The 23,769-nt window shown below is 72.2% G+C and carries 21 protein-coding genes and 2 riboswitches; of the genes, 6 read left to right on the top strand and 15 right to left on the bottom strand.

What is annotated here, in order from left to right:
• The first annotated feature begins 48 nt into the window (after positions 1 to 48).
• Positions 49 to 192, top strand: coding sequence for a hypothetical protein (locus ACWIFB_RS03150; RefSeq protein WP_454057277.1), 144 nt, complete (start codon positions 49 to 51; stop codon positions 190 to 192).
• 91 nt (positions 193 to 283) lie between these two features.
• Here ACWIFB_RS03150 and ACWIFB_RS03145 read toward each other — a convergent pair whose 3' ends face one another.
• The 9 genes from ACWIFB_RS03145 to ACWIFB_RS03105 all read right to left on the bottom strand — a co-directional run bounded on the left by ACWIFB_RS03145 (position 284) and on the right by ACWIFB_RS03105 (position 9,141).
• Entirely contained in the window at positions 284 to 1,090 is an 807-nt protein-coding gene (locus ACWIFB_RS03145) for a (2Fe-2S)-binding protein (RefSeq protein ID WP_454057276.1), read from the bottom strand.
• Positions 1,083 to 1,865, bottom strand: coding sequence for an ABC transporter ATP-binding protein (locus ACWIFB_RS03140; protein ID WP_454057275.1), 783 nt, complete (start codon positions 1,863 to 1,865; stop codon positions 1,083 to 1,085). Before ACWIFB_RS03140 ends, ACWIFB_RS03145 begins: the two co-directional genes overlap by 8 nt.
• The gene (locus ACWIFB_RS03135) at positions 1,862 to 2,974 is read right to left on the bottom strand and encodes a FecCD family ABC transporter permease (protein WP_452098123.1); all 1,113 of its coding nucleotides are present in this window, start codon (positions 2,972 to 2,974) and stop codon (positions 1,862 to 1,864) included. Before ACWIFB_RS03135 ends, ACWIFB_RS03140 begins: the two co-directional genes overlap by 4 nt.
• On the bottom strand, positions 2,974 to 3,975 hold the full coding sequence (locus tag ACWIFB_RS03130; RefSeq protein ID WP_454057274.1) for an ABC transporter substrate-binding protein: 1,002 nt from the start codon (positions 3,973 to 3,975) through the stop codon (positions 2,974 to 2,976). The genes ACWIFB_RS03135 and ACWIFB_RS03130 overlap by 1 nt, the downstream gene beginning before the upstream one ends.
• Before the next feature lie 117 nt (positions 3,976 to 4,092).
• A riboswitch (cobalamin riboswitch) is annotated at positions 4,093 to 4,217 on the bottom strand.
• A 35-nt stretch (positions 4,218 to 4,252) separates the two neighbouring features.
• A complete protein-coding gene (cobC, locus tag ACWIFB_RS03125) occupies positions 4,253 to 5,329 on the bottom strand; it encodes an Rv2231c family pyridoxal phosphate-dependent protein CobC (protein ID WP_454057273.1) in 1,077 nt (358 codons plus the stop codon).
• On the bottom strand, positions 5,322 to 6,389 hold the full coding sequence (cbiB, locus tag ACWIFB_RS03120) for an adenosylcobinamide-phosphate synthase CbiB (protein ID WP_454057272.1): 1,068 nt from the start codon (positions 6,387 to 6,389) through the stop codon (positions 5,322 to 5,324). Before cbiB ends, cobC begins: the two co-directional genes overlap by 8 nt.
• A gap of 57 nt (positions 6,390 to 6,446) precedes the next feature.
• Positions 6,447 to 6,626: riboswitch (cobalamin riboswitch) on the bottom strand.
• A gap of 235 nt (positions 6,627 to 6,861) precedes the next feature.
• Positions 6,862 to 7,407, bottom strand: coding sequence for an HdeD family acid-resistance protein (locus ACWIFB_RS03115; protein WP_452098119.1), 546 nt, complete (start codon positions 7,405 to 7,407; stop codon positions 6,862 to 6,864).
• 157 nt (positions 7,408 to 7,564) lie between these two features.
• A complete protein-coding gene (locus ACWIFB_RS03110) occupies positions 7,565 to 7,729 on the bottom strand; it encodes a hypothetical protein (protein ID WP_452098118.1) in 165 nt (54 codons plus the stop codon).
• A gap of 209 nt (positions 7,730 to 7,938) precedes the next feature.
• Complete coding sequence (locus ACWIFB_RS03105) at positions 7,939 to 9,141, bottom strand: oxidoreductase (RefSeq protein ID WP_454057271.1); 1,203 nt, start codon at positions 9,139 to 9,141, stop codon at positions 7,939 to 7,941.
• Positions 9,142 to 9,391: 250 nt separating this feature from the next.
• On the opposite strand from ACWIFB_RS03105, the gene ACWIFB_RS03100 reads away from it, so the two are divergent.
• The 4 genes from ACWIFB_RS03100 to ACWIFB_RS03085 are packed head-to-tail and all read left to right on the top strand — an operon-like array spanning position 9,392 to position 13,625.
• Positions 9,392 to 9,910: a (2Fe-2S)-binding protein gene (locus ACWIFB_RS03100; RefSeq protein ID WP_452098116.1), complete on the top strand. Its 519-nt coding sequence runs from the start codon at positions 9,392 to 9,394 to the stop codon at positions 9,908 to 9,910.
• On the top strand, positions 9,907 to 10,905 hold the full coding sequence (locus tag ACWIFB_RS03095; RefSeq protein WP_454057270.1) for an FAD binding domain-containing protein: 999 nt from the start codon (positions 9,907 to 9,909) through the stop codon (positions 10,903 to 10,905). The genes ACWIFB_RS03100 and ACWIFB_RS03095 overlap by 4 nt, the downstream gene beginning before the upstream one ends.
• A 3-nt stretch (positions 10,906 to 10,908) precedes the next feature.
• Positions 10,909 to 12,984 carry a xanthine dehydrogenase family protein molybdopterin-binding subunit gene (locus ACWIFB_RS03090; RefSeq protein ID WP_454057269.1) on the top strand — a complete coding sequence of 692 codons (2,076 nt, stop codon included), beginning with the start codon at positions 10,909 to 10,911 and terminating at the stop codon, positions 12,982 to 12,984.
• Complete coding sequence (locus ACWIFB_RS03085; protein WP_454057268.1) at positions 12,981 to 13,625, top strand: nucleotidyltransferase family protein; 645 nt, start codon at positions 12,981 to 12,983, stop codon at positions 13,623 to 13,625. The genes ACWIFB_RS03090 and ACWIFB_RS03085 overlap by 4 nt, the downstream gene beginning before the upstream one ends.
• Positions 13,626 to 13,638: 13 nt before the next feature.
• Here ACWIFB_RS03085 and ACWIFB_RS03080 read toward each other — a convergent pair whose 3' ends face one another.
• From ACWIFB_RS03080 to ACWIFB_RS03060, 5 genes are all read right to left on the bottom strand, one after another.
• Positions 13,639 to 14,865, bottom strand: coding sequence for an XdhC family protein (locus tag ACWIFB_RS03080; protein WP_454057267.1), 1,227 nt, complete (start codon positions 14,863 to 14,865; stop codon positions 13,639 to 13,641).
• A 258-nt stretch (positions 14,866 to 15,123) separates the two neighbouring features.
• Positions 15,124 to 15,381, bottom strand: coding sequence for an HPr family phosphocarrier protein (locus tag ACWIFB_RS03075; RefSeq protein WP_344996976.1), 258 nt, complete (start codon positions 15,379 to 15,381; stop codon positions 15,124 to 15,126).
• Between the two features lie 75 nt (positions 15,382 to 15,456).
• Positions 15,457 to 17,595, bottom strand: a complete 2,139-nt coding sequence (locus ACWIFB_RS03070; RefSeq protein ID WP_454057266.1) for a PTS fructose transporter subunit IIABC — start codon at positions 17,593 to 17,595, stop codon at positions 15,457 to 15,459.
• Between the two features lie 85 nt (positions 17,596 to 17,680).
• Positions 17,681 to 18,640: a 1-phosphofructokinase family hexose kinase gene (locus ACWIFB_RS03065; RefSeq protein WP_454057265.1), complete on the bottom strand. Its 960-nt coding sequence runs from the start codon at positions 18,638 to 18,640 to the stop codon at positions 17,681 to 17,683.
• A complete protein-coding gene (locus tag ACWIFB_RS03060; protein WP_454057264.1) occupies positions 18,637 to 19,416 on the bottom strand; it encodes a DeoR/GlpR family DNA-binding transcription regulator in 780 nt (259 codons plus the stop codon). Before ACWIFB_RS03060 ends, ACWIFB_RS03065 begins: the two co-directional genes overlap by 4 nt.
• A 139-nt stretch (positions 19,417 to 19,555) precedes the next feature.
• On the opposite strand from ACWIFB_RS03060, the gene ACWIFB_RS03055 reads away from it, so the two are divergent.
• Complete coding sequence (locus ACWIFB_RS03055; protein WP_454057263.1) at positions 19,556 to 21,331, top strand: putative PEP-binding protein; 1,776 nt, start codon at positions 19,556 to 19,558, stop codon at positions 21,329 to 21,331.
• A gap of 220 nt (positions 21,332 to 21,551) precedes the next feature.
• On the opposite strand, the gene ACWIFB_RS03050 is transcribed toward ACWIFB_RS03055, so the two are convergent.
• Entirely contained in the window at positions 21,552 to 23,729 is a 2,178-nt protein-coding gene (locus ACWIFB_RS03050) for a bifunctional lysylphosphatidylglycerol flippase/synthetase MprF (RefSeq protein WP_454057262.1), read from the bottom strand.
• Positions 23,730 to 23,769 lie beyond the last annotated feature (40 nt).

Below are 23,769 nucleotides of genomic sequence, written 5' to 3'. Positions count from 1 at the left end.
CGCGTGCACCGTGCCTACGCTGGCGCTCCCGACACATGGAGGTGCACGATGGGATTTCTGGGTAAGACCATCAAGAGCGGGATCGCCCTCAAGGCCGTTGACGTGGTCCGACGCGAGGCCGCGAAGCCCGAGAACCAGCGCAGGGCAAAAGAGCTTCTGCAGAAGGTGAGCAACAGCGCCCGCAAGCGCTGACCGGCTACCCTGGCCGGGCGGCTCGACGGCGCCGCCCGGCCGGGCCAGCCTCAGCCCAGGTCTGCGTGACCGGTGGGCATGGCGGTACCGCTCACGACCGGAGGGTCAGCTGATGTTGCCGATCCTGCGGAGTCCGGCGAGGGCAACTGACGCATTTGTCCCCGCCGGTGGCCACATAGATGAGGCAGCAGGAACTGCGGCGGACGAAACGTCGGGAGCGCTGCGGCCCGTCGACGTCCACGTACCGCACCGGCAGGAGGGGTGGGCGGCAGACAGTCCGGGCCAGGGCGGCGCCCCTGTCTGCGCCGCCGCCCCCGGCGCCGTCCACACGGTCCCCGTCGCCCACCGCCCGACCCGCCTCCAGCGCCCGGTTCCCGATGGAGTCCGTGGCGATGGCCCACAGGGCCCGCGGCGTCGCCCCGGATACCTCCGCCAGCGCCGCGATCACCTCGGCGTGCGCCTGGCAGAGTGCGTTCGCGAACTCCCCGACAGAGGCGAGCAGCCGGTCCGACCGGGCGGCCTTGAGGTAGCCGTTGGGCTGCAGTGACACGGTGAGCCGCTCCGGCCGCGGATCCGGGGCGAGGCCGGCGGTCAGCAGCATCGTCAGCGGCGCCGCGACCAGTGATGAGCTGGCCGAATACCACCACAGGGTGCCGTTGACCCGCGGATCGTCGTGACTCCATCGTCGGCCGGTGTCGGCCACCCGCCGGGCGAGCCACCGCGGGTCCGTCAGCACCGATCCGGGTAGGACCCGCGGCCCGTGCTCGATCGTGCGGGCAAAATCCCCGAGCGGGCCCGAGACGCGCTCGTACGCCGAGGCCACGGCCCCGGGCGCGCGGCCCTCGTCGTCGTGACCACCGTGGTCTCCTCGCGCGCGGCGGCCGGGCACGTCACTCATCGGCGAGCCCCCATACGTCGAGGGTGCGGCCACCGGCGCGTCCGGGGCGCACCTCGCCGCGGACGCCGAACACCTCGGCGAGCAGGGCGGGGGAGAGCACCTTCTCCGGCGGGCCGTCGGCCACCACCCGGCCGCGCTGGAGCACCGCCATCGCGTCGCAGTACTCGGTGGCCATCCGCAGGTCGTGCAGGGTCAACAGCACGGCCAGTCCGTCGGCGGCCAGCCTGCGCAGCAGCGTCAGGACGGACAGTTGCTGGTGCAGATCCAGATGGTTGGTGGGCTCGTCGAGCAGGAGGACCTCCGGCTGCTGGGCCAGAGCGCGCGCGATCGAGACCCGCTGCCGCTCGCCGCCAGACAGGGCCAGCACATCGCGCTCGGCCAGCGCCGTCATCCCGACCTGCGCCAGGACGGTGTCCACCACGTCGGAGTCGTCGGTGCCGAACGGTTCGAACATTCTTCGCTTGACGGTGCGGCCGAGTCGGACCGACTCGCGGACCGTGATCCCGCCGAGCGAGACCGGTTCCTGCGTGCTCACCCCCACGGTGCGGGCCAGGGCGCGGCGGCGCAGTGAGGTGATGTCCGCGCCGTCGATCGTGACGAGACCGGCCGTGGTGGGCAGCGCCCGGTAGCAGGTGCGCAGCAGGGTCGTCTTGCCGCTGCCGTTGGGGCCGACCAGGGCGGTGACCCGGCCGGGTGTGACGGTCAGGCCCACCCCGTCGAGGATCTGTCGACCCCCGAGGCGGGCGTCGACATCGAGCGCGGTCAACGTGGTCATACCGAGGCCTTCCCGTAGCGGCGCCACAACATCAGCAGGAACACCGGGCCACCGATCACCCCGGTCACCACGCCGACCGGGAGCTCGGCCCCGTCGGACACGGACCGGGCGGCCAGGTCCGCCAGCACCAGCGCCACGGCGCCGAGCACGGCGGCCGTGGGCAGCAGCCGTACCGACGTGCGCCCGGTGAGGTAGCCGGCCAGGTGCGGGATCAGCAGGCCGATGAAGCCGATGGTCCCGGACACGGCCACGGCGCCCGCGGTCAGCAGTGAGACCAGCAGCAGCATGAGGATGCGGAAGCGCGGCACGTTGACGCCCATCGCGGTGGCGCCGTCGTCGCCGGTCAGGAGCAGATCCAGGTGTCGGCTGCAGAGTAGGACCACCGTCCCGGCCACCGCGAGGATGCCGAGCGGGGCCCACAGCATGGTCCAGCCGGCGTCCCCGAATCCGCCGGCCAGCCAGCGCATGACGGTGCCGAGCTGGTGATCGTCACCCAGCACCAGGAGCACGAACGTGTTGAGCGCGCCGAACACCATGGTCATGGCCGCGCCCACCAGGACGATCGCGGTGGTGTCATGCGCGCGGCGCGCGACCAGGATGACGCCGGCCAGCGGCAGAAGCGCGCCGAGAAAGGCGGCCATCGGGAGCGTGAACACGCCCCATACGCCGGCGCCGATCCCGAGCACGGTGAGCACCACCACGCCGAACCCGGCGCCCGAGGACACCCCCAGCAGATATGGGTCGGCCAGCGGGTTGCGGGTGACAGACTGGGCCACGCCACCGGCCACCGCCAGCGACGCTCCGACAGCGGCGGCCATGAGCGATCGGGGCAGCCGGGACTCGATGACGATCGCCTCGCGCGCCTGGGTCCACCACGGTTCGAACGCGCCGGGGGCGATGCGGTGGGCGACGATCGCCCACACGTCGCCGATCGGGATCGACACCGACCCCAGCGAGACGCCGGCGGCGATCGACATCAGCAGGAGCACCACCAGTGGGACCAGGATGAGCCACAGCGGGCGTCGGCGCGGCGGCGCTGGTGGTGCGGCGGAACCGGGCCGGGAGGCGCGGCCGGCGGCGTCGGCCACGGGTTCGGCGACGGTGGTCATCACCGGCCCCCGAACGCCTGCGGGTGTAGTGCGCGGGCGATGGTCTCGGTGGAGGTCGTCATGCGTGAACTCTCGAAGAAGTCCGACAGCGGCACCACCACGATGCGGTCCTCCCGAACGGCCGGCGTGGTGGACATGATGGGCTGGTTGCGCAGGTAGGCGACCTTGTCCTCCGCGCTGGTGGCACCGTAGTCCAGCACCACGATCGCCTCGGGCTGCCGCTCGCCCAGGATCTCCCACGTCGTCGTGACGTACGGCTTCTCGCCCTCCGTGAAGATGTTGTCTGCGCCGGCGTACTCGCCAATCAACTGCCCGACCCCCACGCCGCCGATCGTGGTGGGCTCCGTCTCGCCGCCGTCGTAGAAAAAGGTCGGAATGCCGCTGACCCCGGCCTCATTCAGCGACTCGCGCACCTCGTTCATGTCCCCGGTGATCCGCTCGGCCAGGGCCTCGGCCCCGTCCTCGACGCCGAGCACGCGGCCCAGTTGCTCGAAGTCGGTGTCGAGCATCCCCAGGTCGGGAAAGCCCTCGCCGCAGTACTCGGAGAACAGGAACGTGGAGATCCCCTGGGCCTCCAGGGCGTCGCGGCTGCGGCCCTCTTTCTCGTCAAAGGCGCTGCGCATACCGCCGACCACCATGTCCGGCTCCAGGTCGATGATCTGCTCCCAGGTCGGGTATTCCTCGGCCAGGGACGGGATGGCGTGGAACTGCTCGGCCACCTCGGGGAGCACGTCGTTCTGCTCGCCGTAACCCATGCCGACGATACGATCCCCAGCGCCCATCTGGATCAGCGTCTCGGTGACGTGGTCGTTCATCGAGATGATGCGCTGCGGCGGAGCCTCAAAGGTGGCCTCGCGCTCGCAGTTGGTGATGGTCACCGGCTCGGCGAACGCCTCACCCCCACCGCTGCTCTCGATCGCCTCCCCGCGGGAGCAGCCGGTGAGGGCAACGCCGGCCACGAGGAGCGTGGACAGGGTGATTCGGGACTTGCGACGAAACATGATCAGACCTCGGATCGTGTCATGAGGTGAGACGACACGAGAGACCTGTGGGTGGGTAGGCGTCAGCGACGCCGCATCACCTGCAGGACTCCGGTTCGCAGACCTCGGCGATGTACTCGGAGTCGCGGACATCCGGGCAGGTAATCGGGCTCGCGACCACCTGGGTGGCCGCATACCGTTGCGGGTCAGCGCCGGATTCTCACCGGTCTTCCCCTGCGTGTTCCGGAAGTCAGCAGTACAGGGACAGGGTATGCACAGGGCTTTACCGACAGGGGCGTCACCCCCTGTCCGAGTCCGTCGACGCCTGATCCCGGGCGCCCTCCCACGCGGTGATGAGACGGCTCACGGTGGCGGCGTCGCGGACGGCCAACCGCACGTGCCGCGGGTCGAGACCGGGGAAGGTGTCGCAGCGGCGGACCGCGACGCCGCGTTCGCCGAGCCGGGCCCGGAAGTCGTGGGGATCGTACCCCTCCGGCGTCCTGACCAGGACGAACGGCGCCGCGGGCGGGACGGCGATCTCGATCCCCGCGCCGGTGAGGGCCTCGCACATCGCCGCGCGGTCGGCGGCGAGTCGCCGCCGGATCCGATCGAGGTGGACCGACGCCTCGCCCGAGCAGCACGCGGCCACGGCCTCCAGTTGGAGGGTGCCGAGCGGCCAGTGGACCCGGTGCGCGGCCAGGTCGGCGAGGACCGCCGCGTCGCCCACGGCGTACCCGGCGCGTAGGCCGGCCAGCGCCCAGGTCTTGGTCACCGAGCGCAGGACCACGAGCCCGGGCAGGTCGGCGCCGGCGAGCGTCGAGCCGCCCTCGTCGTCGACCACGTCGCAGAACGCCTCGTCCACCACCGTGACCCGCCCGGGGCGGCACAGCGCCGCGATGGTCGCCCGTGGGTGGAGGACGGACGTGGGGTTGGTGGGATTGCCGACGACGACGAGGTCGGCCGACTCCGGAACGAGGCCGGGGTCGAAGGTGTACGGCTCGCGCAGGATCACCCGGGTGACGGGCACCCCGGCCCGCCGAAGTTCCACCTCGGGTTCAGTGAACGACGGGTGCACCACGGCGGCGCGCAGCCCACGGCGCGCGGCGTGGTCGGCCAGCAGATGGAAACCCTCCGCGGACCCGGCGAGCGGGAGCACCCGGCCGGGATCGACGCCGTGTCTCTCGGCAACGGCGCGCCGGGCCCGGGCCTCGTCGGCGGCGGTCGGATAGGCGGCCAGATCGTCGATGCGTTGCCGCAGCCGGTCGGCCAGCCATGCGGGCGGGCGGTCCCCGTGGACGTTCACCGCGAAGTCGATCGCGCCCGGGCCGACCTGGGTGTCGCCGTGGATACGAAGCTTGTCGAGGTCCTCAGCCATCGCGCCGCACCGTCCTCGCGTGGGCGACGAGCAGACCGGCGATCATCAGGCCGGCGGTAACCAGCTGGACCCGGTCGTGGAGGCGAACGGCCCGGCCGATGTCCTCGGCGCGGACCGGCCGCCCGTCCCCGAGGACCGCGCGCTGCTGCACGCCGTACGGGTAGGGGGTCGGGCCGCCGAGCCGGACCCCGAGCGCGCCGGCGCACACCGACTCCACCACTCCGGCATTCGGGCTGGGGTGCGTGCGGGCGTCCCGACGCCAGGTCCGTAGGGCGCCGGAGGGGCTGCCGCCGATGGTGCCGGCGACCGCGACGCCGATGAGCCCGGCGAGGCGGGCCGGAACGAATCCCAGGACGTCGTCGAGCCTGGCCGAGGCGGTGCCGAAGTGCTGGTACCGCGGTGAGCGGTGACCGACCATCGCGTCCAGTGTGTTGGCGGTCCGGTGCATCGCGGCGCCGGCCGGGCCCGCGATCGCGGCCCAGAACAGCGTGCACACGGCCGCGTCGGAGGTGTTCTCCGCGACCGATTCCACGACCGCGCGGGCCAGGTCGTCGGGGTCGAGGGCGTCCGGGTCGCGGCCGCACAGCCACGGCAGGAGGGCCCGGGAACCGTCGTGATCGCCGGAGCGCAGGAGAGCGTCCTGTCGGCGTGCCACCGAGAGCAACGAGCTCCCGCCGAGGCAGGCCCACGCGACGGCCGCGTTCCACGCGACGGTCCCGGCCGTGCTCTGGGACAGCAGCCGGCCCACGGCGTGGGTCGCCGCGGCGCTCCCGCCGACGAGGATGCCGGTGAACAGCACACCCGCCGCCCGCTGCCCGGTCTCGGATCGGCGCGGGTCCAGGAGCCGGTGCTCGACGGCCATCGCGACCCCTCCGAATCCGGCGACGGGGTGCCACCGCCGGGGATCCCCCACCACGCGGTCCAGCGCGACGCCCAGGCCGAGCCCGGCGGCCCGGGCGGGTAGTCCGGAAGGGGAGGTCCGGACGCGAACGCGCCGGCGGGCGGCCCGGGCGCGGTCAGCGACGGCCTCGCCGCAGTCAGCCGGAGCGGGTGCGCGCATCGTGGTGCTTTCGAGGTCGCGGGCCTTGAAACGCGAAGCCCGATCTTGACCTGGCGGTGGTCACCGCGAGGGCCAGCCGGTATTCGGACTCGGGATCACCTGGCCGGGAGCGCCTTCCCGGGTCTACCGACCCAGTGGCATCGTGCCCCTGCCATCTCCCTCACCGCTGCGCGTCAGTTCCGGATTCGCACCGGATTCCCGCGACCTGTTGGTCTCGCTGGCCAGGACAACGTAACACGACTGGTGACAACCCATTTCGGGCCACACCGGCAGCGCCCCGGGCTGGACGGGGTCGCGCGGAGCGTCACCGGGCGAGCGGCCACCCGCCGCCGCCCACCTGGCCGAATGCTGACCGAAGTGACGGCTCGCAGTTCGCTGGAGGTTCGCTCCCGGCCTGCTGGCGGGTTTCGAGGCATTCCCCGGCACGAGAGGGCCTCGAGATAACCCTGGTTGACCGCGGCCGGTCGGCGCGTCAGGCCTTGATCGAGAAGCCTCGGATCACGTTGAGCACGCCCAGGACGAGAAGTGCGATGCCGGCGAGCCACCACAGGAAGCCGGCTCCCCACAGGGGCGTGCTCACCAGCGAGATGCCGGCGAGCACGGAGATGATCGCGAAGAAGATCGTGATGCCCTTCGAGCTGGCTTCGCCGAGGTTGAACAGGGCAGTGAAGCCCTCGAAGATCCACATGACGCCGATCAACACGGTGGCGAAGATCGCGAGGAAGGCCGCCGACTGCTGCAGTGAGACGAAGGCGTAGATGCCCGCGACGATGTAGAGCACGCCGAGCAGGCCGTGGCCCACCCGACTGCCGGTGGAATGGCCGGTGGTGGCGAACGACACAGCGATGTAGATGAGCCCGGCCACGATGGCCCAGACCGCGATGACGCCGGTGATGACGACGGCGGTCTTGCCCGGCCAGACGAGCACGGCGATGCCGAAGGCGATCGCGATGAGACCGCCGGCTATCAGGGCCAGGCGCATGCCCTTGGCGACAGGGGTGAAGGTGGAAGTGGTCATGTGGGGAACCTCGTTTGTGGAAGCAGGCGAGAACGATCGTGTTCAATAAGAACTTAATCACTTCGGTCGCGAGAAGTGCCCGATCGAGCTCTTTGCCCGCGTGACGCTGCTCACCCGTCGGTGGGCCGGCAGTAGGTGCAGCGGCAGATGCTGGGACCTACGCAGCGACGGAGCCGAGGTGCGCCCGGGTGGGCGCGTGGTCGGTCATGCAGTACACGCGGGCCCGCTCGGAGACGGGCTTGCCATGACGGACAGCACTGGCGGTGTCGAGGGCGAACCACAGCTGGGCGAGAAGGTCGATGAAGGGACGGAACGGCGACATGATTTCCCTCCTTGAGGGGTCGGGCTAGGAGGTGGGTATACAGGTCTGTAAACCTCGGCTTCAGACTATGTATACAGACCTGTCAAGTCAAGGGGTGCACGACTACCGAATTTCCCGGTCTCAGTGGTCGTCCGCGGCCACGCTCGTCGCCGCTGCGAGGCCGTCTCGCACCGCCCGATCCACCGGGCCCCGGACTGGCCGACCCCGGATCAGGACTGCGGCGCGCGCAGCGGTGCCTCGTGCTCCTCGCGGATGAACTCGGGCAGGGGGCCGGCGGAGCGCAGGATCCCGGCGAGAGCCGGGTCGGCCAGGTGCAGGCGGCCCACGGAGATGAGATCGAACTCCCCGCGGTTCATGAGCTCCACGACCGAATCCACGTTGTCCGACACCCGGACCTCGGCCCCGGACTTCTGCTCGCGTAGCGAGGTGCCGATGCCCACCCCGCCCACGGCTCCGGACGCCTTGCCCGTGAGCCGGCGGGCCCAACCGGCCAGGGTGACCTTGCCGTCGTCACCCTCGAGGTCGGGGAACGCCGGATCGCTGAACCGGCGCGTCGACGCGTCGAACAGATCCACGCCGGCCTCCGCGAGCGCGCCCAGGTAGATGCCCAGCTCCTCGGGGTTCTCGGCCTTGCGGGCCGTGTAGTCCTGCTGCGTGTGCTGGGAGAAGCGGTAGAACAGCGGCGCGTCGGGGCCGATCGCCTCGCGGACCGCCGCCACCACGGCCGCCGGGTAGCGGACGCGCGCGGCCAGATCGCCACCCCAGGAGTCGGTGCGGCGGTTGGTGTCGGCCCAGACGAACGCGTCCAGCAGGTAGCCGTGGCCGCCGTGGAGGGTCACGCCGTCGAAGCCCGCCTCCATCGCCAGCTTCGCCGACCGCGCGTACGCCTCGATCGTCTCGGCGATCTCGGCCTCGGTCATCGGCTCGATCTCCGGCGACCACCGTGCGACGCTGCGCTCGGAGTAGGTGGTCACGCCCGGGGTGCCCCACAGTCCCGACGGCCGCATCGGCCGCATCTCCATCAGGCGGTCGCGGTTCGGCTTGTCGAACCGGGCGTTGGCTCCCCAGAGCGGCCCCACGTGCCAGAGCTGGGCGATGATGCTGCCGCCCGCCGCATGCACCGCGTCCGTCACCAGTCGCCAGGCCTCGACCGACTCCGGCGTGTCCAGGCGCGGAATCCAGGAATGGTCCACCGAGGTCGGGTGGTCCACGCCGATGCCCTCCGTGACCACGAGCCCGGTCCCACCGGCCGCGCGGGAGGCGTAGTACGCGCGGTTGACCTCGTCCGGCAGTGCGTCGGGGCAGCCCATGCGGGTCATCGGCGACATCGCCAGGCGGTTGGCGAGCTGCAGGGAACGGATCTCGAGCGGCTGGAACAGTGCTTCCCGACCTGGGGCGACCGACTGGGTCATCGCGCGACCTCTCATCTCTTCGTGCGGCGACGGTTCCGGAGCTCGGCGCCGGTCCGTCGTCAGCGGTGTGCCGTCTCCGTCGAGCATAGGTTTGTCCACCTAACCAAGCAAATGCTTGATTGGCGTGCGGTATGGCCGCGGCGCGGCCCGACCGGTTGCGGGGTTCCTGTCCGGGGGAGGAGGGTGGCGCCACACGACGACGACGAGGCGCCGCCCGCAGGGTCGGCCCCGTGACAGGTGTGGAGGGCCCATGGACCGATCTGTGAACCTGGTGGTCGACGGCCACGAACACTCGCTGAGCGTGGACCCACGGACCACCCTGCTCGACGCCCTCCGCGACCACCTGCAGAACTTCTCCCCGAAGAAGGGCTGCGACCACGGTCAGTGTGGAGCGTGCACGGTCCTGGTGGACGGTCGGCGGCTCAACTCCTGCCTACTGCTGGTGCTGAGCCAGGACGGCGCGGAGATCACCACCTCCGACGGCCTCGCCGCCGAGGGCGACCTCGCCCCGGTGCACCGCGCCTTCCTGGACCGCGACGCCTTCCAGTGCGGATACTGCACGCCCGGCCAGGTCTGCTCCGCGGTGGGCGCGATCCGCGAGGCGGCCGACGGCGCGCCCAGCGTGGTCACCGAGAACCTCGAGGCGCGTGTCGACCTGTCCGACGACGACGACGAGATCCGCGAACGCATGAGCGGAAACCTGTGCCGGTGCGGCGCCTACGTCAACATCTTGGCCGCCGTACGCGATGCCGCCCGGGAGGACCGATGAAGCAATTCGAGTACGAACGGGCCACCGATCCCGGCCACGCCGTGGCCGCCGTCGCCGACCGACCCGGGGCCGTGTTCCTCGCCGGCGGCACCAACCTCGTCGACCACCTCAAGCTCGGGATCGCCGCGCCGGACACGGTCGTGGACATCGGGCGTCTGGAGCTGGACGCGGTCGAGGACTCCGGCGACGGCGGGGTCCGCGTGGGCGCCATGGTCCGCAACAGCGATCTGGCCGCCCACCCACGGATCCGCCACGACTACCCGGTGCTGTCGCGCGCCCTGCTCTCCGGCGCCTCCGGCCAGCTGCGCAACGCCGCCACGACGGGCGGGAACCTCCTGCAGCGCACGCGCTGCGTCTACTTCCAGGACGTCACCACGCCCTGCAACAAGCGCGAGCCCGGGTCGGGCTGCTCGGCGATCGGCGGATATGTGCGCTATCACGCGATACTCGGCGCATCCGAGGCCTGTGTGGCCACCCATCCCTCGGATATGGCGGTAGCGCTCGCGGCACTCGACGCCGTCGTCGTCGTCCTCACCTCCGACGGGGAGCACCGGATACCCGTGACGGACCTGCACAGACTGCCCGACGACCGGCCGGACAAGGACACGGTGCTGGGCCACGGCGACCTCATCTCCGCGGTCGAGCTCCCGCCGCCGCCGGCGGGCCGGTCGACGTACCGCAAGATCCGCGATCGCGCCTCGTACGCGTTCGCGCTGGCCTCCGTGGCCGCGGTGGTCGACCTCGACGACTCGGGGCCCGAGCCCGTGATCCGCGAGGCGTCGATCGCACTCGGCGGGGTCGCGCACAAACCGTGGCGCGCACGCCGCGCCGAGGCCGAGCTGCGCGGCGCACGGCCCTCACCGGAGACCTTCCGCCGGGCGGCCGACGCCGAGCTCGAGGCCGCCGCGCCGCTGGAGGGCAACGAGTTCAAGGTCCCGATGACTCGCGGGGCGATCATGACCGTGCTCGGCGAGCTCACGGACTCGGAGGTGTAGACGATGGCCGAACTCCTGCCCGCCTCCGCGATCGGCACCGACCGGGTCCGATCCGACGGCGCCGACAAGGTGCGTGGCCGGGCCCGCTACGCCTACGAACACCCCGGGCCCGACCCGCTGTACCTCTTTCCCCTCCAGGCGACGATCGCGCGCGGCCGGGCCCTGGTGCTGGACACGTCCGCGGCCGAGGCGATGGACGGGGTCGTCCACGTCCTCACACCGGACAACGCCCCGCCGCTGGCGGAGACCGACGACCGGGAGCTCGCGATCCTCCGCGACGCCGAGATCGGGTTCCGGGGGCAGTACCTGGGTGCGGTCGTCGCCACCACACCCGAACAGGCACGGCGCGCCGCGGACCTGGTCGAGGTGACCTACGAGACCGAGCCACACGACACGGACTTCCGGCGTGACCACCCGTCCGCCCGGCTCCCCGAGGACCCGGACTCGGCCGAGTACATCCTCGGGGACGTCGACGCGGCACTGGCGGACGCGGACATCGTGGTGGACGCCGTCTACGGCACCCCCATGGAGCACAACAACCCCATGGAGCCTCACACCACCGTCGCCCGATGGGACGACGACGAGCTCACGCTCTGGCTCTCGACCCAGGGTGCGCACCCCGCCCGCGACATGATCGCGCCGATCCTCGGCCTCGACCGCGAGCAGATCCGCATCATCAACCCTCATGTGGGCGGCGGGTTCGGATCCAAGGGGATGCCCCACGCCGATCTCATGCTCACCGCACTCGCGGCCCGGGCCGTCCCGGGGCGTCGGGTCGCCTATGCGGTCTCCCGGCAGCAGATGTTCGCCCTCACGGGGCACCGCCCCGCCACCTCGCAGCACGTGCGGCTGGGGGCGGATCGCGAAGGTCGGCTCACCGCCATCGGGTTCGACGCCGTGTCCATGTCCTCCCACACCAAGGAGTTCCCGGAGCTGGCGATCAAGCCGGTCCGGATGATGTACGCCGCCGAGCACCGGCGGCTCACGCAGAAGGTGGTCCCGCTCGACGCCCCGGTGCCGTCCTGGATGCGCGCGCCGGGGGAGGCGGCCGGCATGGTGGGCCTGGAGATCGCGATGGACGAGCTCGCGGTGGCCACGGGCCTCGACCCGATCGAGGTGCGCGTCCGCAACGAGCCCGCCCGGCACCCGGACACCGGGCTGCCCTTCAACCAGCGACGGCTGATCGACTGCCTGCGCTCGGGCGCCGACCGTTTCGGGTGGTCAGGCCGCGACCCGGCGCCGCGGTCCCGCCAGGAGAACGGGTGGCTGATCGGCACGGGCGTCGCGGCCGCCACCTACCCGGCCCTGCGGCAGCCGGGCTCCATCGCGCGCATCCGCCGCACCGACGACGGCTACCGGGTCGACATCGGCGCCGCGGACATCGGCACCGGCACCTGGACCGTGCTCGCCCAGGTGGCGGCGGACGGGCTGGGCGTGCCGGTCGAGCAGATCGGTCTGGGGATCGGCGACACGGATCTACCGAACGCCACCGTCGCCGGCGGATCGACCGGAGTGGCGAGCTGGGGCGCCGCGATCCTCCTGGCCGCCGAGCAGTTCCGTCTTGAGCACGGCGCCGACCCCGCGCCCGGGGCCGAGTCGCAGGCCGAGGCGGGGGAGAACCCCGCGGAGGAGGAGGTCGCGATGCACTCGTTCGGCGCACACTTCGCCCAGGTCAGCATCAACGAACTGACCGGGGAGATCCGGCTCGATCGCATGCTCGGGGTCTTCTCCGCCGGACGCATCGTCAACCCCCGCACCGCGCGCTCGCAGTTCATCGGCGGCATGACGATGGGCGTGGGGATGGCGTTGCACGAGAAGGGCGAGATGGATCCGCGGTTCGGCCACGTGGTCAACCACGATTTCGCCGAGTACCACGTGCCGGTCAACGCCGACATCCCCGAGATCGAGGTGGAGTGGCTCGACGAGTCCGATCCCCACGCCGGGCCGCTCGGCGCGCGCGGCATCGGCGAGATCGGGATCGTCGGCGCGGCGGCGTCGATCGTGAACGCCGCATATCACGCGACCGGGGTGCGGGTGCGGGAGCTGCCCGCCTTCGGGGACGCGTTCCTGCGAGCGTGAGTTCCCGGCCGGAGACAGGCCCGGGGGCAGGGCCACCCGGGCGTGAGCAGCCGGAGGGACTTCTGCTCGCCGCCGGCGAAGGCCGCCGCCTCGGCCGGGGACCCAAGGCACTGTTGCGGCACGGCGGCGTGACGCTGGCCGAGCACGTCGCCGACGCGATGCTCGCCGGCGGGTGCGGCCGCGTGACCGTGGTGACCGGGGCGGGCGCTCGCGAGGTCGCGGAGGCGCTCGGCTCGCTCCGGGACGTGCAGTGCATCGAGAACCCGGACTGGTCGGCGGGGATGGGCGTATCGCTCAGGTGTGGTCTCGAGGCCCTCGGCGCCGGGGTGAACGTGCTGGTGATGCCGGTCGACCGGCCGGGCGTCAGCGCCGCCGCCATCGAGCGGGTGATCCACGCGCATCGCCCGGGCGGCATCACCGCGGCCGCCCACCGTGACCCCGGCGGGCGCCTGCGACGCGGGCACCCGGTGCTGTTCGATGCCCGCTGGACCGGCGACGCGGCTGCCGCCGCGCACGGCGACGTCGGGGCGCGCGGGCTGCTCAGCACGCAGCACGAACTCGTCCGGTTGGTGGACTGCTCGGACCTCGATGACGGCGCCGACGTGGACATTCCCGACGATCTGACGCGCCTGGCGCCCTGACCCGGGTCCCTTATCAACTGTCCGGCGAATGCAGGGGCGCGTCGTCGTCGCTCAGGGAAGCGACCCGGGGCCGGCGCTCGCGGACGGCGATGACCTCCGCGAGGATCGAGACCGCGACCTCGGCGGGAGTCACGGCGCCCAGCCCCAGGCCGATGGGGGAGTGCAGGCGGGCCAGCGCCTCGTCGCCGATCCCGGCATCGCGGAGCGCGGCCCGGCGGTCGCGGTCGCTGCGCCTCGACCCCATTGCGCCGACGTAGGCCACGTCGAGTTCCAGCGCCAGACTGAGCGTCGGTATGTCGATCTTTGGGTCGTGGGTGAGCACGCAGATGATGGTGCGTGCGTCGACGTCACCGGACTCCGCGGCGTCGGCGAGATAGAGATGGGGCCAGGCGCGGACGACCTCCGCGCCGGGAAACGAGGCGGGATCGGCGAAAGCGGGCCGCGGGTCACACAGCGTGAGGCGGTGTCCCAGCGGACGGGCGGCCTCGACGAGCGCCTGACCGAAGGCGTTCGCGCCGCAGATCACCAGGTGTGCAGGTGGGCGGTGCGACTCGACGAACAACTCGACCGGCTCCGCCGACTCGCTGGAGGCCGCGACCCGCACGAGGCCGGTATGCCCGCGCCGCACCATTGCGGCGACCTGGCGGGTGGCGTTGGCGAGCACGGTCCGCGGCACGAGGGGGGTCAGCGCCGCTGCGACGGCGTCGTCCTGGCCGGTGTCGATAGCGGCGACGCCGGGCAGGCGAGCCGGCTGCATGCCGGGCACACGGGCGACCATCGCCGCGGGCGGGGCGGGCGCCGCGGCGGTAGGTGATTCGGCCGGGGCTAGGGCCTGGCCCGGGGTCGGCGTTGGTGCCGGAGGAGCCGACGCCGCGAAACGCGGGTCGAGCGGCTGCACCAGGACGTCGATCGTGCCGCCGCACATGAGACCGACGGCGAAGGCGTCGTCGTCGCTGTATCCGAACCGGTGGACGGCGGAGTGCCCTGTCTCGAGGGCCTCCTGGCAGGCGACGAGCACGGCGCCCTCAACACACCCGCCGGTGAGCGATCCCCGCATCCTGCCACCGGACTCGACCAGCATCGACGTGCCGGCGGGCAGGGGTGCCGACCCGTCTGCCGCGATGATCGTCGCGATCGCCGTCGTAGCTGAACCCGCAGGCCCCGCAGGCGCCACAGACTCCGACGGCCGGCCCGGCTGAGCCCCCGGCCCGTCATCAGCGGTGGTCAGGACATCCAGCACAGTGCTCAGCGTACGGGCGTACCGCCGGCGGGCAACCCGTCGCCTGCCGGGGGCCACCCGGGCCTCGGCCTGCCAGCCCATCCGCTCCACTCCATGAACTCCCGCGCGCGCAATCGGCGGGGGCGGGAGTTCATCGCGGGGAGCGTCTGCGTCGCGAGCGTGCAGGCGCTGGAGCGGATGTCCCGGGGTGGGGCAGGCGCTGGAGCGGATGCCAAGGGCGGGGCCGAGGAGGCGGCGGAGGGAAACGGAGGCCTCGCGCTACTCCGCATCGAGATCCTGCTCGACGAGCCGCGCGATCTCGGCCACCGCGTCGGCGTTGTCGCCGCTCACGGTCACCTCCGCGCCCTTCTCGGCACCGAGCGCCATGATGAGCATCGCGGAGTCCGCGTCGGCTTCGTCGTCGCCGAAGGTGATGACGATGTCGTCGTCGTAGTTCTCGGCGGCCTCGGCGATGATCCCGGCCGGGCGGGCGTGCAGCCCCTCGGCGGAGCCGACGATCACGGTCTGACTGGGCATGGTGTCTCCTCTGGGGTGGCTCGGGTCAAGCGGGTTGGGTGTCGGTGGGGCCGGGTTCCGGCAGGGAGGGAAAGGTCAGGCGGCCACGGTGGCCGTGGCGACAGCCGGCGCCGGCTCGCGGCGGGCGGACTTGGCGATCACCACGGCCGCGCACGAGACCAGCATGCCCGCGAGGATCGCGACGAGGTAGCCCCACACCGGGTTGATCGCGAACAGCACGAAGATGCCGCCGTGCGGCGCGTACGACTCGACCGAGAACGCCATGATCAGCGCACCGGTCACGGCGCCACCGGCCATCATCGACGGGATCACCCGCAGCGGGTCGGCGGCCGCGAACGGGATCGCGCCCTCGGTGATGAAGCTGGCGCCGAGCAGGAACGCGGCCCGGCCGTTCTCCCGCTCGGCCTCGCTGAACAGCCGCGCGCGCACGACCGTGGCCAGGGCCATCGCCAGCGGCGGAACCATGCCCGCGGCCATCACGGCGGCCATGATCTTGAGCGACGCGGCGTTGTCGATCGCCAGCCCGGCGGTGGCGAACGTGTACGCCGCCTTGTTGACGGGCCCGCCGAGGTCGAAGCACATCATCAGGCCCAGCACCACGCCCAGCACGATCATGGACGAGCCGGTCATGCCGTTGAGCCACGACTCCAGCCCCTCGGACACGGCGGCGAGCGGGCGGCCGAGCAACAGGAACATGAGCAGGCCGATCACCAGCGAGCCCAGCAGCGGGATCAGGACGACGGGCATGAGCCCGGCCAGCCAGCGCGGCACGTTCCACGAGGTCATCCAGCGCACGAGGTAGCCGGCGACGATACCGGTGATGAGTGCTCCGATGAAGCCGGCGTCGAGCGACACCGCGATCGCGCCGCCCACGAACCCGGGGGCGAGCCCGGGCCGGTCGGCCAGCCCGTAGGCGATGTAACCGGACAGGACGGCGATCATGAAGCCCATCGCGGCCTGCCCGATCGCGAACAGCACCGCACCGATGTACAGGCTCAGCCCGGTGCGCGAGAGCACCTCGGCCCCGGCGGTGCCCGCGGTGACGATCTCTCCGTCGAGCGCCCAGATCTCCCCGGGCAGATCGGTCAGCGAGAAATCGGTGGCGAGCGACTGCCAGACATAGGCGACGTCGTAACCGCCGAAGAGGAAGCCGAGAGCCATGAGCAGGCCGCCGGCCGCGACGAACGGGATCATGTAGGACACGCCGGTCATCACGGCCCGCTGCAGGCCGCGCGCCCAGTGCTCGTTCGCGCCGGAACCGCCCGCCTCGGCACCGGAGCCACCCGAGTCACCGGTGACGGTACGCGCGTTCGGGTTCCGGGCCGCGGCGACGGCGTCGTCGAGCACCTCCTCGGGCGCGTCGATGGCCTTCTTCACGCCGTACTCGACCACGGGCTTGCCGGCGAACCGGCCGCGGTCACGCACGCCGACGTCGGTGGCGAACACCACGGCGTCGGCGGCTTCGATCACCGCCGGGTCGAGCGGCGTCGCACCGGCGGAGCCCTGCGTCTCGACCTGCAGGTCGATGCCGCGCGCCGTGGCCGCCTGGGCCAGCGAGTCGGCGGCCATGTAGGTGTGGGCGATGCCGGTGGGGCAGGCGGTCACCGCGACCAGCCGGGTGGTGGATCCGCCGCCGCCCGAGCCGCCGGAGGTCGCCGTCGCTACGCCTGTCGTGGCCGCCGCGCCTGCCGCACCCGCGGCGGCACCGGACTGGTCGGAGGGGGACGGTGACGACGATGACGACGACGAGGACTCCTCCGCCGGAGTCAGCACCCCCTGGATCACATCGACTGCCTCCTCCGGCGTCGCCGCCGCCCGCAGCGCCGCCACGAACTCCGCACGCACGAGGTTCCGGGCGAGGGTGGCCAGCAGCTTGAGGTGCTCCTTCCCGCCGCCGGCCGGCGCACCGATGAGGAACACCAGATCGGCGGGCCCGTCCTTCGCACCGAAGTCCACGGCGGGGTCGAGCCGGGCGAACCCGAGGCTGGGCTGATCCACGGCCTCGGACTTGCAGTGTGGGATCGCGATCCCGCCCTTCATCCCGGTGGCGGCCTTGGCCTCGCGGACCAGCAGGTCGGTAACCATCGTGTCGAGGTCATGGGCGCGGCCGGCGTCGACAAGGGCCCCGGCCAGCGACCGGATGACCTCCTCCTTACTGCCGCCGAGATCCGCGTCGAGCCGCACGGTGGCGGTCTCGATGATCGGGTTGTTCATGGCCGTACTCCGTGTCCTTGGTAGGGCGAGGGGGGGTCTTGTCGGGTCGGTGGGGGTGGGCCGGCTGCCGGGCGGGACGCGCCGTTCAGTCGAGTCGGCGCAGCGTCGCGCGGAGGGTTGCGGGGTCGAGGCCGAGCGGCAGCCCGGTGCCGGGCAGCGACGCGGCGACGCTGCCGTGGCAGACCGCCCACTCGAGGCGCTCCTCCGGTCCGAGCCCGCGGGCCTCGGCCAGCAGGTAGCCGGCCAGCGAGGAGTCGCCGGCACCGACGGTCGAGCGAACGCGCACGGCGGGGGCCTGGGCGAACCAGGCCTCGTCGTCGTCGACAAGGACCGCGCCGGCACCGCCCAACGTCACCAGCGCCGCACCCACGCCCTTGTCGCGCAGGGCGCGGGCGGCCCCCACGACCGGCGCGAGGTCGCCCGCCGCGGCGCGCTGCTCCAGCTCGACGCCGTCCACGCAGGCGAGCTGGCCGAGCTCCTCGCCGTTGGGTTTGACCAGGTCCGGGGCGGCCTCGGGGAAACGCGCGGCGAGGGCCGCCAGCGGAGCGTCGGAGGTGTCGACGGCGACGCGGACGCCGGCCGCACGGAGTTCGATGACCAGGCCCGCATAGAAGTCGTCCGGCACGCCGCGCGGCAGCGACCCGCACAGCACCACCCACGAGGCCTCTCCCGCGAGATCCGCGACGGTGGTCCGGGCGCGGTCGAGGGTCGCCGCGTCGAGCTCGGGGCCGGGGGCGTTGATCTTGGTGGTGGTGCCCTCGGGGTCGACGGCGGTGAGATTGACCCGCACCGCCCCGTCGGCCGGCACGACGGTCGTCGAGACCTCGGCGGCGGCGCACATCGCGATGAACGGGTCCTCGGCCGGGGCCGGGAAGACCGCGCGCGCAGCGGTGCCGCCGGCGGCCACCACCCGGGCCACGTTGACGCCCTTGCCTCCGGGGGAGTCGTCGATCCCCGCGATGCGGTTCACCCCACCGATCTGGAGCGGCGCCGGCAACGTGGCCGTGCGGTCGACGGACGGGTTCATGGTGAGCGTGACGATCATGGCAGCAGGACCTCGATTCCGCGGGTGTCGAGCGCGGCGGCCAGTGCGCCGGTGGGACGGGTGTCGGTGACCAGGATGTCGATGCGGTCGAGGTCGGCGAACGAGACCAGGAAGTCGCGGCCGAACTTGCTCGAGTCGGCGAGGAGGACGACGCGGCGGGCGGCCCGGCAGATTGCCGACTTCACCGCTGCCTCCTCGGTGTCCTGTGTGGTCAGGCCCCGCTCCGCGTCGAGGCCGTTGGTGCCGATGAAGGCCACGTCCACGCGGATCGCGTCGAGGGCCCGGAGGGTCTGGGAGCCGACGCAGGCACCGGTCAGGCCGCGGGCGGTTCCGCCGAGCAGGTGCAGGGTCTCGCGCCCGGCGCGGTGGATGGCGTCGGCCAACGGTACGGAGTTGGTGATGAGTGTGAGTCCGCGTCCCTCGGCGGGGCTGCCGGACATGGCCTCGACGAGACATGCGGCGGTGGATCCGGCGTCGAGCAGGACCGTCCCTCCCACGCTCGGGAGCAGTGGGAGGGCGGCCCGGCCGATCGCCGACTTGGCGTCCACGTTCTCGGCGCGGCGGGCGGCCAGCGTGCGCTCCATGCGGCCGCCCGGGACCGCGGGGACGGCGCCGCCGTGGGTGCGCTCGAGCAGGCCCTCGGACTCCAGTGCGGACAGGTCGCGGCGAACGGTCTCGGCGCTCACATCGAGCTGGGTCGAGAGCTCGGCGACGGTGACCCGGCCGGTGGCGGCGAGGGACTCGGCGATGTGGCGTCGTCGCTCGCTCCCGTACATCGGGCTCCACCCTCCACTCGTGACCGTTTGTGTTGATGTTTGCCCGATTCGGTTGGAAAGTCAAGTTGTTTTAGTTACTCTCGTCACAATCCTAGTATTCGACGTGGGTAGCCGTGCCCGATCTCCTAAGGAGAGCCCTATGGCCCTTGACGCGCAGACCGGAACGACGATCCGAGGAAACGGGAGGGTGCCGGGCCTCGCCTACGGGGTGGCCCGATGGGTGCAGCGCGCTGAGTTGGTCAGCCCGGGCACGACCCGCGACGGCGCGGCTGCGGACGGAACCGCCACCGCCACCGCCGCCACCGCCACCGCCGCCGCCGCCGCGCCGGATGCCGAGCAGGTCGAGCGGGAGCGTCAGCGCTTCGTCGACGCCGCCGGCACGGTGAGCGCGCGGCTCGACGCGCGGGCGACGGCCGCCACCGGGGTCTCTGCCGAGGTGCTCGCGGCCAACGCCGTGCTGGCCCGGGACCGCGGCTGGGCCAAGGCCGTGGGCAAGGGGCTGAAGAAGGGGCTCGGGGTGGAGGAGGCCACTCTCGCCGCCACCGAGACCTTCGTGGAGATGTTCACCAGGGTCGGCGGCCGTCAGGCCGAGCGGATCACCGATCTGCGGGACATCTGTGCACGGGTGATCGCGGAGCTGCGTGGGTTGCCCGAGCCGGGGATCCCGGCCTTCGACCAACCGGGCGTCCTGTTCGCCGACGACCTCGCCCCCGCCGACACGGCAGGGCTCGACGCGGCGATGGTGCTCGGGATCGTGTGCGAGTTCGGCGGGCCCACCTCGCACACCGTGATCATCGCCCGTGACCTGGGGATCCCGTGCGTGGTCGGCGCGTCCGGCCTCACCGCGATCGAGGACGGGACCCCCGTGCTGGTCGACGGCGGCAGCGGCACCATCCAGTCGGAGCCCGACGCGCAGGCCGCTTCCGCGGCCGCCGCCTCGGACCGGGAACTGCGGGACAAGGCGGCCGCCTGGACCGGGCCCGCCGTCCTCGCCGACGGCCACCCGGTCGACCTGTTGGCCAACGTCAAGGACGGGGAGGGCGCGGAGGACGCGGCACGGGGGCCGGCCGGCGGGATCGGCCTGTTCCGCACCGAGATGGCGTTCCTCTCGCGGCCCAGCGAACCAAGCGTGGAGGAACAGGCGGAGCTCTATGCCCGGGTCCTCGGGGCGTTCCCGGGCGCCAAGGTAGTGACCCGGACACTGGACGCCGGCTCCGACAAGCCGCTGGCCTTCACCGGGATGCCGGACGAGGAGAACCCGGCCCTCGGGGTGCGCGGGATACGCGTGGACCTGCTCGACCGCGGACTGGTCGACCGGCAGCTCGACGCCATCGCCGAGGCGGGCCGCCGGGTGGGCGCCGCCCAGGAGTCGCCGTGGGTCATGGCCCCGATGATCGCCACCGTCGACGAGGCCCGCGACTTCGGTGAACGCTGCCGGGAGCGAGGCCTGACGCCCGGGATCATGGTCGAGGTGCCGGCGGTGGCGGTGGCCGTGGATCGCTTCCTGCCCCACGTCGACTTCCTGTCGATAGGCACCAACGACCTCACCCAGTACGTGATGGCCGCCGACCGCATGTCCTCCGGGCTCGCCGCGCTGAACGACCCGTGGCAGCCCGCCGTGCTCCGGCTGATCCACCGGGTCGTCGAGACCGCAGCTGCCTCCGCCGCGGGAGGGACCGGCCGGATCGTGCCGGTCGGCGTCTGCGGCGAGGCCTCGGCCGACCCCCACCTGGCGATGGTGCTGCTGGGCCTCGGCGTCAGTTCGCTCTCGGTGGCGCCGGCGGCCCTGCCGTTCGTGGGCGCCGCGCTGGCCGAGGTCACGCTCGAGCAGTGTCGCGAGTTCGCGACGCTCGCACTGGACGCCGACACCGCCGATACGGCCCGGGCCGCCGTCCTCGCCGTGGTCCGGGATTGAGCAGACTCACTCGACGGCTTGGCTCTCGACGTGCCGCCCGCCAATCGGTTGCAAGACACCGCCCCGCGATTGCCGGACATAGTGTGCGAAATTTCAGCTCGGATCGCACCTGACGTCGTGCAACCGGAGATCCATGTCTGGCAACTGCGGGCAGGGGGGCGGTCGGCGGGGCGGTGACGGGCGGTCGGCGCGAGCCAGGGTGCGAGGCGCGGGCGCCGACTCAGACGTCGATCGTGTCCGAGGAGCCGGAGCGGGCCAGGGCCGCGAGCTGACGGGTCGTGGCCCCCGGCAGGTAGGCCCGGCCGATGGCCAGCCCGATGCGCGGCAGATCCGCCTCGTCGCGGAAGCACAGATAGACGGGGTCGATCCGCGGATTGAACTTGGCCTTGAAGTGATGCAGAGACCGGAACCCGTAGTAGGGCTCGAGCGCCTGACCGAGCAGGTCGAGTCCCCGGTCGAGGACGGCCATGTCGGCGTTGTCGTCGTCGCCCCCGCTGTGCGCCAGCGGCGCGCCCGACAGTGACAGGAAGTCCGCACCCTCCTCCTTAAACTCCAGCGCCGAACGCGCGATGAGGAACTCGACCATGTTGTTGGCGCCCGGCCCGTTGCGCTTACGCATGAGGTCCAGGGTCCAGCCGCGCGCGCCGCCGGAGGGCCCGCCGCGGTAGACCGGCAGCCACGACAGCGCCGCCTGGACCACGCCCTCGGCGTCCACCGCGAGGGCGATGCGGACGTCGTCGTCGAGCGCCTCTTCGACCGTGCCGAGGGTGAAGCCCATCTCGGGTAGCTCCTTCTCGCCCACCCACTGCTCGGAGATTTCCCGCACCTGCATCAGGATCTCCGCCGGCTGGTCACGCAGCAGACCCGAGATATAGGTGGTGCCGTTCTTCTGCGCCTTGTTCATGGCGGTGCGGATCTTCTGCCACTTCTTGCCGGCGAACTCCAGGTCCGGCAGGTCCATGAGGGTGTCCTCGGCGATCTGCAGTGCCCGCCAGCCCTTCCCGCGCATGGTCTCAGCGGTGTCGCCGGAGACGGAGAACAGGCAGGGGACCGCGGCCTGGGACTCGGCGAAATCGACGAACTCGGCCAGGAGCCGCGCACGGTCGGCTGGTTCGGCGACCGGGTCGGCCAGGCCGATGACCGTCCCGACGTGCATGCGGTAGCCGACCACGCCCGCGGAGTCGTCGCCGCCGGGGCCGAAGAAGTAGTTCATCGGCTGCCACGTGATCATCCACGACATGGTGCTGCCGCCGTACCGGCGGATGAGGGCGCGGACGCGGTTGACCACGTCGTCGGGGTGGACGGTGGATCCGGTGACGCGGCGGCGCAGGTGGACACCGAACGCGTTGCGGCCGGCGATGAGCAGGACCGCCTCGCCGGCCCACAGTAGGCCGGTGCCGAGGGTGACGGCGCCGATGGACTCGAAGTCGGCGGCGACGACCAACCCGGTGATCACGAACGTGCTCAGGGTGGTGAGCACGGCGTACGCGAGCGCCACGGCCCAGGCGGCCCGGTAACCGCGGCGCAGCAGTTCGGCGGTCACGGCGGCGACCAGGACCGACAGCAGCATGCTGGCCAGGCTCACGTCGTCGGCCTCGGTCGGGCCGAGGGGGCCGTCGGAGGGGATGAAGTAGACCACCACGTGGACGGCCGCGATGAACCACATGCCCGCCGAGACCACCAGCCGGGTCTCGCGGCGGGTCCGGGGCCGCAGCCCGTGCTCGCCGCTCGAGAAGAACTTCTCGCCTACAGCCAAGAACACCCCGAAGGCGATGAGGTGGGTGAGGTCCGCCAGGCTCCCGACGAACAGGAACGAGACGATCACGTATCCGTACAGGATGGCCCGGGCGCGCAGTCGCCACGGCGAGACGAGGGTGGCGGTGGCGGCGGCCAGGACCGAGACCACCGCGGTCGAACAGCCCACGTCCAGCACCAGGGAGAGCTCGGTGGCCCAGGCCCATCCCACGGCGTGGCCGGGGACGATCACCGCGAACGCCCCCAGCACCCCGATGAGTTGCCCACCGATCGCGGCGATCAGGGCACGCACCGGCCCGAGCCGCCATTCACCCACACCGATGCCGACCGCCACCAGCACGATCAGCGACGCGTGCTGTAGTGGCGTGAGTCCGAACCACGGCCCGGCGCCGAGCGTCCACCACCGACCGCCCTCCAGGGCGGGCAGGCCGTAGGCCACACCCTCGAACCAGCTGGCCCGGTAGGCGTGACGCCACAGGGCCTGGAACACGATGCCGGTGACGATGAGCGCCGCCACGAATGCGGCGGTGACGGGCAGTCGCCGCGCGGCCGTCACGACCAGTCCGCCCGCCCGGGCCAGCGGGGACGGTGGGGTGGGCGCGGCGGGTTCGTCGGTGCTCTCGGCGACCTTGTCGGTGCTCACGGGTTCCTTCCGCCTTCAGGTGAGGGTGTGTCCGGCCGCC

It is taken from the genome of Dietzia sp. NPDC055340 (genome assembly GCF_053645335.1).
The sequence above is the reverse complement of the archived record's forward strand: the minus strand, read 5'-3'. Positions and strand labels throughout refer to the sequence as shown.